Origin of the sequence: Enterococcus sp. SB12, from assembly GCF_030910025.2 — a bacterium.
GTDB classification, from domain to species: Bacteria; Bacillota; Bacilli; order Lactobacillales; family Enterococcaceae; genus Enterococcus_B; species Enterococcus_B faecium.
In genome coordinates, this window is record NZ_CP175675.1 from 1,071,010 (window position 1) to 1,084,515 (window position 13,506).

Genomic DNA, 13,506 nt, shown 5'->3' on the forward strand with positions numbered 1-13,506 from the left:
TATTTTTAATTGTCATGCTTTTTTTGTTTTGCTACTATTGAACATGAGCTGAACATAAGCAAGAGGAGGACACTGCGTGAAGCCGATTGATTTTCCAGAAAAATATGAGAATTTAATGCGAGTGGCCCAACAAGCACTAGCAAACCAGCAATATCAGCAGGCAAAAGAACTATTTCAACGTGCTTACGAGTTGAAAGAAAGCTTTGAGGCTAATAGCCTGCTTGTTTTTTGTCTTTATGAGTTAGACGAGAAAAAAGAAGCGTTGAAACAAGCACTCTTACATGAAAAACAGTATCTTCAAAACGAGGAGTTTGCTGAATTTTATTTTGACTTGTTAATCAGCGCACAAGATTTTTTATATGCTAGAAAATTGATAGCAAGTACAGATTTTTATGAATCTTTTGAGCAGCGTATCATTGAAAAAATCCAATTTGCAGAAGAATTGTCCGGACAAATGGAGAGGCAAAAAGTCAAGGCACTCCATAAAAAATCGGAGGAACTTCCTTCATTGGAACCAGCACGTCAGCTGTCGTCTATCGAGGAGATCGAACAGCTTCCTTACCATGAGTTTATCCAAACAGCGAGTAAACTGATTGTATTACCAGAGGTCCATATTTTAGCGAGGGCAAAATTGCTGGAGACACTCAGGCAATTGAATGAATGCAACCCTGTTTTCTATTTGACGATTGAAGAAAAACTAGTCAAAGTCATACCCAAAGATTTGCCTAAGCCACAGCAACAGTCAAGTTATCGACAATTGTGTGTGTTTTCAGATCATTACGGGAATGAAGATGCGCTACTTAGTTCGGTGTTGAAAGAAGAATTTACGTTGCAATCTGCAATCGTTTATCCTGTCTATGATACATACATTGAAGACCCGAGGCGTTGGTTTCAACTGACTGTAGAGGCATATACAGGAAAAACGATGTATGATGGTACGGAAGATGAAAAACAAGATTTTTTTAAAAAACGAGAGAAAATTTTGCAGCAAATGATCTTCTTCCATTAGATTTTATCAGTGAAAAAGAAAAAAATGTTATGAAAAACAAGGATTCTACCCATTCAATATGTTTACAATTTGAAAGGGTTAGTGTACTATTTAAAGGTATGCATGAAACGTTTTTGATGTATAAAATGAATTTCTAAACTCGGAGGGAATTAAATGACTGCAACATTTGAAAAAAAAGGCACGAATGATGGTGTTTTAAAATTTACGATTGCGCAAGACGAAATCCAAAAAGGATTAACAACTGCGTTTAATAAAGTGAAAAAAAGCTTGAATGTACCTGGATTCCGTAAAGGGAAAGTTTCTCGTCAAGTATTCAACCGTATGTACGGTGAAGAAGCTTTATATGAAGATGCATTGAATGCTGTATTACCAGAAGCTTATGAAGCTGCTGTCAAAGAAGCTGGCATCGACCCTGTTTCTCAACCAAAAATCGATGTTGAAAGCATGGAAAAAGGTCAAGACTGGGTAATCACTGCTGAAGTAACAGTGAAACCAGAAGTAAAATTAGGACAATATAAAGATCTAGTTGTTGAAAAACAAGACCGTGAAGTAACAGATGCTGACGTGGATGCACGTATCAAACGTGAACAAGAAGCACAAGCTGAATTAGTTATCAAAGAAGATGCTGCAGCTGAAAATGGCGATACAGTAGTAATCGACTTCGAAGGCTTTGTAGATGGCGAAGCGTTTGATGGCGGAAAAGGCGAAAATTACTCACTTGAATTAGGTTCAGGTTCATTCATTCCAGGATTTGAAGATCAATTAGTTGGTCATAAATCAGGTGAAAGTCTAGATGTAAATGTAACTTTCCCAGAAGATTATCAAGCAGAAAATCTTGCTGGAAAAGAAGCAGTTTTCAAAGTGACAATTCATGAAGTAAAAGCAAAAGAAGTGCCTGAATTAGATGACGAATTCGCAAAAGATGTGGATGACGAAGTATCAACATTAGACGAATTGAAAGAAAAATATCGCAAAGAATTAGTAGAAACAAAAGAAAAAGCAGCGGACGATGCAAAAGATGAAGCAGCAATCCGTATGGCTGTTGAAAACGCAGAAATCGTTGAATTGCCACACGTGATGGTTCATGATGAAGTACATCGTTCAATGGACGAATTCTTGAACAACATGCAACGTCAAGGTATCTCTCCTGAAATGTACTATCAATTAACTGGTTCTACAGAAGAAGACTTGCATAAACAATTCGAAGGTGAAGCAGAAATGCGCACAAGAACAAATCTTGTGATCGAAGCAATTGCAGCTGCTGAAAATCTTCAAGCAACAGAAGAAGAAATCAATGCAGAAATCCAAGAATTATCAGAAACATACAACATGCCAGTCGAACAAATCAAACGCGTGTTGACAGAAGATATGCTGGAACATGATGTGACAATGAAAAAAGCAATCGAATTGATCACAGGTACAGCGACAGAAGCAAAAGAATAGAAATTAAGTAATAGAGGTCATGAAATAAGGGACTGTGACATGTTTGTTGTCACAGCCCCTTATTTTTTGTTAAGCGTGAAAATATACAAAGATATAGGTCAATCGATCCTTTGTTAAACACTTTTTCTTTTTACTAAACTATGTTATGATAGTAAAAGACTGTAAAGTCTCTGATAGTTTCTTGCATACTTTTTGCAAGTTAAGGGGTGAAGACCATGTATGACAATCCAAGTAGCAATGAGACCGTACGCTGTTCTTTTTGTGGGAAAACCCAAGAAGAAGTGAAAAAAATCGTAGCTGGTCCAGGGGTCTACATCTGTAATGAATGTATCGACCTATGTAAAGAAATCATTGATGAAGAATTTTATGAAGAAGCTGTACGCGAATTCACTGAAGTCCCTAAACCACTAGAAATTCTTGAAGTATTGAATAACTACGTGATTGGACAAGATCGCGCAAAACGCTCGTTAGCTGTTGCCGTATACAATCACTACAAACGTGTCAATCAGCAAGCACAAGAGAACACAGATGATGTTGAACTACAAAAAAGCAATATCTGCTTGATCGGACCTACAGGGTCTGGGAAAACGTTTTTAGCACAAACATTAGCAAAAACGTTGAATGTACCTTTTGCAATCGCAGATGCGACAAGTTTGACAGAGGCTGGTTATGTGGGTGAAGATGTAGAAAACATTTTGCTTAAATTGCTCCAGTCTGCTGATTACAATGTGGAACGTGCAGAAAAAGGGATCATCTATATTGATGAGATCGATAAAATCGCGCGTAAAAGCGAAAATGTATCCATCACTCGTGATGTTTCCGGCGAAGGTGTCCAACAAGCCTTGCTGAAGATTCTAGAAGGAACTGTTGCAAGTGTTCCGCCTCAGGGAGGACGTAAACATCCACATCAAGAATTTATCCAGATCGATACGACGAATATCTTGTTCATCGTAGGTGGGGCGTTTGATGGTATCGAAACAATCGTGAAGAACCGCATGGGCGAAAAAACGATTGGATTTGGTACGCAAAACCAAAAACTTTCTGAAGACGAAAGCGTCATGCAGCATATCATTCCTGAAGATTTGCTGAAATTCGGATTGATTCCTGAGTTTATCGGACGATTACCTGTTATGGCAGCTTTAGAGAAATTGACAACAGATGATCTGGTACGGATCTTGACTGAGCCAAAAAATGCGTTAGTCAAACAATATCAAAAACTTCTTTCTCTAGATGATACCGAACTTGAATTTGAACCTGAAGCATTGAGAGCTATTGCGAAAAAAGCAATCGAACGCAACACTGGTGCTCGAGGTCTTCGTTCTATCATCGAAGAAATCATGATGGATGTGATGTTTGATATCCCTTCAAATGAAAACATCGAAAAAGTGATTATCACCAAAGAAGCAGCTGAATTGTCTGGTGAGCCAACAGTGATCTATAAAGATTCAGAGAAAAAAGCGGGTTGATGAGAAGAGGCTGCCGTAAAAGTCATTTTGGCTTTTACGACAGCCGCTTGCTTTATTCATCACCTTTTTAAGGAGAGAGACCATGAAAGTCCATCAAGCTGAAATCATCATAAGTGCAGTGGCACCAAAACAATATCCAGAGACACAATTGCCGGAAATAGCTCTGGCAGGGCGATCAAATGTAGGGAAATCTTCTTTTATCAACACGTTGATTGATCGAAAGAATTTAGCACGTACTTCCGGTAAGCCTGGAAAGACCCAGACCTTGAATTTTTATTTGATCGAGAATGCGTTGCATTTTGTCGATGTTCCAGGATACGGGTATGCAAAAGTATCCAAAACTGAACGAGCAAAATGGGGAAAGATGATCGAGACATATTTAACGACCAGAGAACAACTACGTGCGGTCGTTTCTTTAGTAGATCTGCGCCATAAGCCTTCTCAAGAAGATATCCAGATGTATCAATTTTTGAAGTATTATGATATCCCTGTGATTGTTGTTGCTACTAAGGCAGATAAGATTCCTCGCGGTAAATGGAACAAGCACGAAAGCGAGATCAAAAAAGCATTGGATTTTGATCGTAATGACACATTTATTCTTTTTTCTTCCGTTACAAAACAAGGAAAAGAAGAAGCATGGGCAGCAATCGAACAAGCAATCGAATCATAAAAAGAATAAAAAAGACTTACCAGCCAAACTCTTCCATAAAAGTTGGCTCTATACTTTTTGATGTTGGTGGATGACACCAGCATCTTTTTTATTTTCCAAAACATATAGAAAAGACACCTTGAAATCCTTTAGAATTAATTTGGCGAACCAACCCAAAAGGAGGAATCAAGATGTCTTACACTCACCTTATCAAAGAAACATTAGATATTCTAGACTTATCAGTTACTTTTAACGAAAATTGTCTCACAAAAGAAAAATACAAAGGGCAAATCTGTCATATTTATCGTGGAAACTTGATTTATACAGCCCAAGAATGCATCCACTGTAAACACCAGATTGCTTCAGATATTGTGCGTTGGGGTACAACAACCGTCCGGTTGTTAATGAACGATGTTTCTGAATACCGTACCTACCTCGAATTGAAAAAGCAACGCTTCAAATGCAAAGCTTGTCAGCGGACCTTTGTCGCAGATACTTCTGTTGCGAAAAAACATTGTTTCATCAGTGAGAAAGTCCGCTGGTCTGTCGTGACTCGTCTGAAAAAAAATACCTCAATGACAGAGATCGCCGCTCAGAAAAATCTATCGGTCTCTTCTGTTTACCGTATTATGAAGCGATTTTATCGTCCGTTGAATCCTTTTCGGACACCGTTACCTAAGGTACTTTGTTTTGATGAATTCAAATCAGTTCGGGGTGTTTCAGGTGCTATGAGTTTCATCATGATGGATGGACAAACACAGCGCTTATTGGACATTGTCGAGAACCGACAACTGCCTTTTTTAAAACGTTATTTTAGTCATTTTTCACGAGAAATTCGTGAAGCGGTCGAATGGATCGTGATTGATATGTACGCTCCTTATGTATCGCTCGTTAAAAAGCTGTTTCCAAAAGCACAGCTGATTATTGACCGGTTTCACATCGTCCAACATATTGGTCGTACCTTTCGCAATCATCGAATCAAAGAAACGAACCAACTATTAAAAAGCAAAGAACAAAAACACTATCAATTAGGTAAGCAATTAAAAAGATACTGGAAACTTCTTCAAAAAGATGAACGCAAGCTTGATTATACTCGACGCCTTTGGCGACCTGGCTTCAAAGCTCATTTAACAGAGACCGATATTGTGGATCGCTTACTGAAAGGGAGCCCTGCTTTGCGTGTAGGCTATCAGTTATATCAAGACTTTCTTTACGCTGTAAAGGAACGAGACTACGTATCGTTTGAAGAACTACTTACCAATAATATCATGCTTCCCGAAGGCTATCAGACGACCTTGAGAACGTTCCAGAAATTTCTGCCACAAATCAAAAATGCTTTACAACAAAGTTATTCAAATGGCCCACTTGAATGTCTGAACAACCATATCAAAGTGTTAAAACGAAATGCATATGGCTTTCGTAGCTTTTATAATTTCAAATTGCGCATCATGATTCGTCATGGCAACGCATTGATTTTCAACTAAAAAAGATCAAGAGGAACTGATCCACTTGATCTCCAATTATTCTAAGATTTCTCTTTACCAACATCATTTGACAAAGAGCCTAAAAGTTTGGCTGGTAAGTCTTTTTTTGCAGAACTTATCTTACTTTTGTTTCTTGTCTTTTTTCTTTTCGTTTTGTGGCTGCGGTTTTAGAAACCGATCGATTTCTTCTTTTGGCGCAACTGTTTTTTCCGGATCGACAGCAAATGATTCGAAAAGTTTATCTAAATTGTCTGTACGTTCAAATTTCAATCCCATCGCGAGCACCTCTTTGTTCCTTTTTTACTTAGTTTACCATGTAATACCTAAAATTGGTTTCTAAGACAAAAATTTTTAGTTTTTCTTTATCATTTGTTATAATTGAATTATAAAAAGATTTGAAAGAGGTGAGAAAATGATTGGTGAAGATAAATTATTAATGACTATCCAGCTCACAGACTTAGATGATGAAGAAAAAAAACAGGAAATAAGCGATTGGGCTGTTTTGACACGTCTGTTGATCCAGCCAACATTTATCCGCTCTTTCACTCAACAAGCGGACCCGTATAATCTTAGGAAACTGCAAGAAAAAATAATGCTCGCATCGGTAAGAGACGAAAGCTGGTTAGTTGTAGGGAATGACGAGAACGAGTGTAGTTTTCGTTTGGAAGGCAATCAATTGTTGATAAAAAATGTATTGGCTATCTCTGTTTTCAAAGAAAACCAGTTTTTGATTCGAGATTTCCTTCAGAAAAAAATGATTGCCCATGGTGTGTTTGCTTATATGAGAGCGTATAGCGAGTTTATCTATCACAATACAAAACAGATTCCCCAGCGGCTGCTGTTTGAGACGATGGATGAAATCGAGCGTTTACCTAAAATGAAACAGAAAAATGGCGACGTAGTAGTGGATTGCAATCAATTTCCAGGCTACGATCTTTTTTATCAAGGCTTATGTTTTACCTCATGCTGGGAAATGTATTACAGTCACTATTACCATCAGATTATCCCAAAACCGATTTTTCTCGATACACAACAAGTAGAAAAAGTGAAAGAATTAGATAATGAAGTCATATATATCCAGCTTTATCGAGACCCATTCAATTGGCAAAAAACAAACAATCAGCTCTTCCAATCCTATTTTAGAGACCAGCTTGGGTTTGACCACCTTGCTTGGGATAACGGCGTGGGATTGTTGAAACCACCATTTGTTGAATACATTTATACTGATCATACGATTCAATCTGTCCAGTATCAAAATGCGCAGATGCAACCTGTTCCCAAAAAAAATGCCTCGTTCTTTGTAACGAAAAGTTATGATATTCAAGGAGGAAATTATAAAGAAAGACGTGTCCGCGGAACACTGAATGCTCAGGCGTATTTTCCTTGGGTTGACGAGAATCGCGCGCGCATGATGTGCTATAAGATCATCGATCCGACTGTTGCTTTGGACAATGGAATCGAAGCGTATTGTTATTACATCAGGGAATATCTAGAAGTAGAGGTAACAGATGAGAAATATCAAGATTATCTTTTATCATTAAGAATCTATGTTCCTTCTGAAGCACTGCCGGATCTTCCGTTAAAGGAAATCAAACACAGACTCTCTGATATTGCCTTCAAACGAATAAAGAAAAAACGGCGTAGTGTCCAATTTGATGTCAAGAAAGGCGAGAAGCATCTGCGTGTGCAGTTTTTAGATTATCGCGAATTAGAACAATTGATTACTTTACAAAAAATATGAGGTGAAGAAAATGGATAAACAACTTTATTATCGAATAATGGTTCCAGCATCATTATTATCCGTCTGTCTCTTTTTTGTTCCTAATTTTCCTATTCGATCAGTCATCGGTTTCTTGGTCATGTTTGGTGGGATGGGACTTTATTATTACCTTCTTCATAAGGGAAGAAAACCTGCTACTGTTTATATGAAAAAAACAAGAAGCGAAAATAACAAACGATAAAACAGTTTGATAATAGTCAAATAAAGTAGGAAACCAGTCAAAAAAAGACTGGTTTTTTATTTTTTTGACTGATTTATAATTTTTGTGAACGTTTTTGATTGATTTGTATTGCGAGTCTAAAAAAAATATGCTATTATTTGTATTGAGGTGATCGTGAAAATGCTTACAGAGGAACGCAGACAAAAAATCCTAGACTTGCTTGAACAGCAGAAAATCGTGAAATCACAAGACCTTGTAAACCTTTTGAATGCTTCAGAATCAACGATAAGACGTGATTTGCAAGAGTTGGAGAATGGTGGGTTTCTAGAAAGAGTCCATGGCGGCGCTAAGAAAGAGCAATTATTGAATTTTGAGCAGAATATGAGTGAAAAATCACTCAAAAACGTTCATGAAAAACAGCAGATTGCCAAATTGGCAGCTGAAACCATTAATGACGAAGATGTCATCTATTTAGACGCTGGCTCTACTACTTTAGAAATGATCCCTTTTTTACAAGGAAAACAAATCACAGTGGTGACAAATTCCGTTCAACATGCGGCAAATTTAGTTGATTTGGAGCTTGCTACGATCATTTTAGGTGGAACGATCAAGCTGTCAACCAATGCTGTTTTAGGATCTAATGCGATAGAACAACTAAAACATTTTCATTTCAATAAAGCGTTTATGGGAATGAACGGTGCGCATATCGAGCAAGGATTCACGACTCCGGATCCAGAAGAAGCAGCTGTTAAACGTTTAGCCATGAAAAATTCTGAAGAGACCTTTGTATTGATTGATCATACTAAATTCAGCCAGTTGTCTTTCACCTCTGTTGCACCTTTGGAAGCAGCCACGATCATAACCGAGCGTTGTCCATTAGAATTCATCAATGAATTCCGTGAAAAGACAACAATTAAGGAGGCAATACAATGATTTACACAGTAACACTTAATCCATCAATTGATTATATTGTACGCGTAGATGGGTTAAAACTAGGTGATTTGAACCGGATGAAAGAAGACTTCAAATTGCCTGGAGGAAAAGGGATCAATGTTTCCCGTATTTTGAAACGGATCGATTCTCAATCTACAGCACTAGGGTTTTTAGGAGGATTCACTGGCGAATTTATTTCGAAGTGGCTTGAAAAAGAACAAATCAACTCTTTGTTCACACACGTGCAAGAAGATACAAGAATCAATATCAAACTAAAATCAGATACTGAAACTGAAATTAACGGTTTAGGTCCAGCTATTTCAGACGAAGAAATCAATGAATTGAAGCAAGCGCTAGGGACAGTAGAACAAGGAGATATCGTCGTATTGTCAGGAAGCGCGCCAGCCAGCCTACGAAAAGGATTTTATCAAGAACTGATTGATATCATTCGAGAAAAAGGTGCAGATTTCGTAATCGATACAACAGGTGATGATCTAAAAAATGCACTTGTTAAGAAACCGTTGTTGATCAAACCAAACAATCACGAATTAGCTGAGCTTTACAATACAACCTTCCAATCTGTAGAAGAAATCATTCCGTATGGAAAAAAATTACTAGCTGAAGGGGCACAGAATGTGCTGATCTCAATGGCTGGAGACGGCGCTTTGCTCTTTACAGAACAAGGAACTTATAAAACGAATGTATTGGTTCGCCCGTTGAAAAATTCAGTAGGTGCAGGGGATTCAATGATCGCCGGTTTTATTGGTGCTTACAGTCGGACAAAAGATCCGATCGAAGCCTTTAAATGGGGAGTTGCTTGTGGAAGCGCAACGGCTTTTTCTGATGACTTGGCAGCTCGCGAACTGATTGATGAGTTATTGCCAGAAGTTGAAATCACAAAAATTGATTAGTTTCAAGGAGGATAATCATGAATATCAAGGATTTAATGGTCAAAGAAGCAATGATCATGGATTTGCAAGCGACTGATAAAAAAGGCGCGATCGATGAAATGGTCCAAAAAATGTTTGATGCCGGCCGGATTTCCGATATCGACACATATAAAGAAGGAATTCTAGCTCGTGAAGCACAAACCTCTACAGGTCTTGGTGACGGAATCGCCATGCCTCACGCGAAAAATAGTGCAGTCAAAGAAGCAACAGTTTTATTTGCAAAAAGCCAAAAAGGTGTAGATTATGAAGCATTAGACGGACAGCCAACTTATCTGTTTTTCATGATCGCAGCTCCAGAGGGCGCGAACGACACACACTTGCAAGCATTAGCAGCACTATCTCGATTGCTGATTGATGCAGATTTTGTAGCGAAATTAAAAGAAGCAAGTACACCAGAAGAAGTCCAAGACTTGTTCCAAACAGCTGAAGAGCAAAAAGAAGCAGAAGAAAAAGCAGAACAAGAAACACAAGCTGCAGAAGCTTCTGCTCATCCAGAAAGAAAATTCGTTGTTGCCGTTACAGCTTGCCCAACAGGAATCGCTCATACTTACATGGCAGAAGATGCTTTGAAGAAAAAAGCGAAAGAAATGGGAGTGGAGATCAAAGTAGAAACGAACGGTTCAGAAGGGATCAAAAACCGTTTGACTGCTGAAGACATCGCTCGTGCAGAAGGCGTGATCGTTGCAGCAGACAAAAAAGTAGAGATGAACCGTTTTGACGGAAAAGAATTGATCAATCGTCCAGTCAGTGATGGTATCCGTAAACCAGAAGAGTTGATCAATCTAGCCCTTAGTGGTACTGCACCAGTATTCCATGGTGACGGAAAAGAAAATAGTTCAGAAGAAGGAAACGCGGATGGTACTGTCGGACAAAGAATCTATAAAGATTTGATGAACGGCGTATCACACATGTTACCATTCGTTATTGGTGGAGGAATCGCTATTGCTCTTTCTTTCATGATTGACCAATTTATTGGCGTGCCGCATGACCAGTTATCGAATCTGGGGAACTACAATCAAGCTGCTAGCTGGTTCAACCAAATCGGACAAGCTGCATTTGGGTTCATGTTACCGGTATTAGCTGGATTTATTGCTTCAAGTATCGGCGACCGCCCTGGTTTGATTGTTGGATTTGCTGCTGGTGCATTAGCTAATACAGGTGGCGCAGGATTCTTAGGCGCACTGATTGGTGGATTCTTGGCTGGTTATGTCATCGTATTTTTACGTAAATTATTCAAGAACTTACCAAAATCATTGGATGGAATCAAAACGATCCTCTTTTATCCAGTGTTTGGCTTACTGATTACTGGTTTCTTGATGTTGCTGGTCAATATCCCTATGAAAGCAATCAATGATGCATTGAACGGTTTCTTGACAAGTATGAGTGGTTCGAATGCTGCTTTACTTGGTGCATTATTAGCTGGAATGATGGCGGCAGATTTAGGCGGTCCAATCAACAAAGCCGCTTATGTATTTGGTACAGCAACTTTAGCTACGACTGTTGCCACTGGCGGAAGTGTTGTGATGGCTTCTGTTATGGCTGGAGGAATGGTCCCTCCATTGGCGATTTTCGTTGCTACACGTTTGTTCAAAAATAAATTCAGCAAAACAGATCAAGATGCTGGTTTGACGAACATCGTGATGGGACTTTCGTTTGTCACGGAAGGATCGATTCCATTTGCAGCAGCTGACCCGATTCGTGCCATTCCAAGTTTTATTATTGGTTCTGCTTTAACTGGCGGATTAGTCGGTGGTTTCGGAATCAAATTACTGGCTCCTCATGGCGGAATTTTTGTTGTATTCTTACTGAGTCACCCAATCATGTATTTGGTGTTTATTGCTATCGGAGCAGTCGTCTCTGGTGTGATTTATGGTTTATTGAGAAAAGCTCCTGCAGTAGCAGAAGCATAGAAATAAAAAGAAGAGACTGGGGAAATCCAGCCTCTTCTTTTTTTGTAGAGTCAAAGTAGTATAGATGAGTAGTATAGATGAGTAGTATAGATGAATAGTTGTTGTGCCATAAAATAGTTCTTCTCGGTTCGTTAAAATGATTGCTTCAAATTTGTGATCGAAGATTTAGCCTCGATTTCTTGCTTGATTCTTGGTAAGTTTGCTTCATCAGTCAAGATTACCAAAATATCTCCTACATTCATGATCGTATCACCGTGAGTCAAGATTTCCTGATTTCCTCTGCGTATAGAGATTAGCAGCATATTTTTAGGCCAATTGAAGTCCCGCACCATTAATCCGTCTAAAGAACTCTCTGCCGTTACTGGAAAATCAAAAGTTGTCCTTGCACCTTTAAGAGCGGCGGTCTGATTATTTCCAAGTAAACGTTCCAACAATGATTCGTAGATCGGATTCCCTCCGAGAAGATCATTGACGATATAAGCAACGAGAGCAGCCAACCCTAAAGGCATCAGATGATTGAGAGAGCCAACCATTTCTGTCACTAAAATAATTGCTGTCAGCGGTGCTTTCCCAATTGCTGTGAAATAACCAGCCATGGCAATCACGACGAAATCCTTGATGTAGATTGGATCCATCCCGAAATCAACCATGATGTTTCCATAAAAGCTACCGATTAAAGCACCCAATGTCAATATCGGAAGGAAAATCCCTCCTGGAAGACCACCACCATAAGAAATCATGGAAAAAACGAATCGAAGAACAAACAAACCGATAATCATAATGATTGGCAATGAAGCATGTCCAAAAGCTAAAACGATTTGATTGCCTCCGCCTAGCGTACTAGGCCATAAATAACCAATCGGCAAAATCAGCAAGAAAGGAACGAATCCATGAAAATAAGCTGGTAAAGGCAATCGGTTGTAAAAATTTGGCAATGCCAGCAGGACCTTTTGATAAATAAAACCTAAGACGCCTAGAAGTACGCCTAATACCACCAAAGAACCATAATATTTCAACGGCAAAGAAGGAAGATCGCCTAGATATAAAACTGGTCTTAAGCCAAAAAAATAAAGAGAGACAAAGTTAGCCGTGATGGCCGCAGCAAAAGATGTCAGCCAAACAAGAGGAGAGAAGGAGTGATGGATTTCTTCTAAAACAAAGAGTAATCCTGCGATAGGAGCATTGAATGCTGCTGCAAGTCCGCTACTTGCTCCGCTAGAAATCAAAATCTTTTCTTCTGAAGATGGACTCCGAAACAATTGTCCAGCTCCTTGTCCGATAGCTGCACCAAGCTGTATAGAAGGGCCTTCTCGACCTAGAAAAAGTCCTGCGCCAACTGAAAGTACACCACCAATGAACTTTTTCCATAAAACAGAGAACCAGTTCATTGATAATTCCCCTCGAAGCTGTCCTTCTACTTGTGGAATCCCGCTTCCTTTGATATCCGGTTCATTTTTGACCAGATAACCCACAAAAAATGCTGCAAGGATGCAGCAAATGGCCATGCCAACTAAGTAAATCGGCTGTTCCCGACTTATTTCATAGATGCTTCGAACAAAATCGCCTAACTTTTCGATCGATAAACGAAACAGGCTAACCACGATTCCTGTTAGTAGTCCAACGAATATTCCTTTTAGAATAAAATATATCTGAGTTTTATCTAATTTCTTGATTTTTCCTTTTTTTTCCATTCAAACGCCTCGCTTTCTTTTAATTTAGCGC

At 38.9% G+C, this 13,506-nt stretch carries 12 protein-coding genes; 10 read left to right on the forward strand and 2 right to left on the reverse strand.

What is annotated here, in order from left to right:
• Positions 1 to 76 precede the first annotated feature (76 nt).
• The 5 genes from RBL01_RS05185 (at position 77) to RBL01_RS05205 (ending at position 6,051) form a co-directional block, all read left to right on the forward strand.
• On the forward strand, positions 77 to 1,009 hold the full coding sequence (locus RBL01_RS05185; protein ID WP_002319581.1) for a hypothetical protein: 933 nt from the start codon (positions 77 to 79) through the stop codon (positions 1,007 to 1,009).
• A gap of 153 nt (positions 1,010 to 1,162) precedes the next feature.
• Complete coding sequence (gene tig / locus RBL01_RS05190; protein ID WP_002297547.1) at positions 1,163 to 2,452, forward strand: trigger factor; 1,290 nt, start codon at positions 1,163 to 1,165, stop codon at positions 2,450 to 2,452.
• A gap of 215 nt (positions 2,453 to 2,667) precedes the next feature.
• Complete coding sequence (gene clpX / locus RBL01_RS05195; RefSeq protein WP_002292068.1) at positions 2,668 to 3,918, forward strand: ATP-dependent Clp protease ATP-binding subunit ClpX; 1,251 nt, start codon at positions 2,668 to 2,670, stop codon at positions 3,916 to 3,918.
• An 82-nt stretch (positions 3,919 to 4,000) separates the two neighbouring features.
• A complete protein-coding gene (gene yihA, locus RBL01_RS05200; protein WP_002297545.1) occupies positions 4,001 to 4,588 on the forward strand; it encodes a ribosome biogenesis GTP-binding protein YihA/YsxC in 588 nt (195 codons plus the stop codon).
• A 170-nt stretch (positions 4,589 to 4,758) separates the two neighbouring features.
• Positions 4,759 to 6,051, forward strand: a complete 1,293-nt coding sequence (locus tag RBL01_RS05205; protein ID WP_000122610.1) for an ISL3-like element IS1251 family transposase — start codon at positions 4,759 to 4,761, stop codon at positions 6,049 to 6,051.
• A gap of 120 nt (positions 6,052 to 6,171) precedes the next feature.
• Here the strand turns inward: RBL01_RS05205 and RBL01_RS05210 are convergent, their stop codons facing one another.
• Entirely contained in the window at positions 6,172 to 6,327 is a 156-nt protein-coding gene (locus RBL01_RS05210) for an SPJ_0845 family protein (protein ID WP_002288488.1), read from the reverse strand.
• Between the two features lie 136 nt (positions 6,328 to 6,463).
• Between RBL01_RS05210 and RBL01_RS05215 the strand changes: the two genes are divergently transcribed.
• The 5 genes from RBL01_RS05215 to RBL01_RS05235 all read left to right on the forward strand — a co-directional run bounded on the left by RBL01_RS05215 (position 6,464) and on the right by RBL01_RS05235 (position 11,784).
• Positions 6,464 to 7,792 (forward strand): hypothetical protein, encoded by a 1,329-nt coding sequence (locus tag RBL01_RS05215; protein WP_307781026.1) that lies wholly within the window; start codon positions 6,464 to 6,466, stop codon positions 7,790 to 7,792.
• Between the two features lie 10 nt (positions 7,793 to 7,802).
• Complete coding sequence (locus RBL01_RS05220; RefSeq protein ID WP_058128396.1) at positions 7,803 to 8,012, forward strand: hypothetical protein; 210 nt, start codon at positions 7,803 to 7,805, stop codon at positions 8,010 to 8,012.
• Between the two features lie 159 nt (positions 8,013 to 8,171).
• Entirely contained in the window at positions 8,172 to 8,924 is a 753-nt protein-coding gene (locus RBL01_RS05225) for a DeoR/GlpR family DNA-binding transcription regulator (protein WP_002297539.1), read from the forward strand.
• The gene (pfkB, locus tag RBL01_RS05230; protein ID WP_002297537.1) at positions 8,921 to 9,835 is read left to right on the forward strand and encodes a 1-phosphofructokinase; all 915 of its coding nucleotides are present in this window, start codon (positions 8,921 to 8,923) and stop codon (positions 9,833 to 9,835) included. Before RBL01_RS05225 ends, pfkB begins: the two co-directional genes overlap by 4 nt.
• Before the next feature lie 17 nt (positions 9,836 to 9,852).
• The gene (locus RBL01_RS05235) at positions 9,853 to 11,784 is read left to right on the forward strand and encodes a fructose-specific PTS transporter subunit EIIC (RefSeq protein WP_058128397.1); all 1,932 of its coding nucleotides are present in this window, start codon (positions 9,853 to 9,855) and stop codon (positions 11,782 to 11,784) included.
• A 131-nt stretch (positions 11,785 to 11,915) separates the two neighbouring features.
• Here the strand turns inward: RBL01_RS05235 and RBL01_RS05240 are convergent, their stop codons facing one another.
• Complete coding sequence (locus RBL01_RS05240; RefSeq protein ID WP_002327836.1) at positions 11,916 to 13,475, reverse strand: ClC family H(+)/Cl(-) exchange transporter; 1,560 nt, start codon at positions 13,473 to 13,475, stop codon at positions 11,916 to 11,918.
• Positions 13,476 to 13,506: the final 31 nt, after the last annotated feature.

What these genes read in the sequence shown, in the direction of transcription:
- tig (WP_002297547.1), top strand. Translation starts at nt 1,163, where the DNA reads ATGACTGCAACATTTGAAAAAAAAGGCACGAATGATGGTGTTTTAAAA.
- clpX (WP_002292068.1), top strand. Translation starts at nt 2,668, where the DNA reads ATGTATGACAATCCAAGTAGCAATGAGACCGTACGCTGTTCTTTTTGT.
- yihA (WP_002297545.1), top strand. Translation starts at nt 4,001, where the DNA reads ATGAAAGTCCATCAAGCTGAAATCATCATAAGTGCAGTGGCACCAAAA.
- RBL01_RS05205 (WP_000122610.1), top strand. Translation starts at nt 4,759, where the DNA reads ATGTCTTACACTCACCTTATCAAAGAAACATTAGATATTCTAGACTTA.
- RBL01_RS05210 (WP_002288488.1), bottom strand. Translation starts at nt 6,327, where the DNA reads ATGGGATTGAAATTTGAACGTACAGACAATTTAGATAAACTTTTCGAA.
- RBL01_RS05215 (WP_307781026.1), top strand. Translation starts at nt 6,464, where the DNA reads ATGATTGGTGAAGATAAATTATTAATGACTATCCAGCTCACAGACTTA.
- RBL01_RS05220 (WP_058128396.1), top strand. Translation starts at nt 7,803, where the DNA reads ATGGATAAACAACTTTATTATCGAATAATGGTTCCAGCATCATTATTA.
- RBL01_RS05225 (WP_002297539.1), top strand. Translation starts at nt 8,172, where the DNA reads ATGCTTACAGAGGAACGCAGACAAAAAATCCTAGACTTGCTTGAACAG.
- pfkB (WP_002297537.1), top strand. Translation starts at nt 8,921, where the DNA reads ATGATTTACACAGTAACACTTAATCCATCAATTGATTATATTGTACGC.
- RBL01_RS05235 (WP_058128397.1), top strand. Translation starts at nt 9,853, where the DNA reads ATGAATATCAAGGATTTAATGGTCAAAGAAGCAATGATCATGGATTTG.
- RBL01_RS05240 (WP_002327836.1), bottom strand. Translation starts at nt 13,475, where the DNA reads ATGGAAAAAAAAGGAAAAATCAAGAAATTAGATAAAACTCAGATATAT.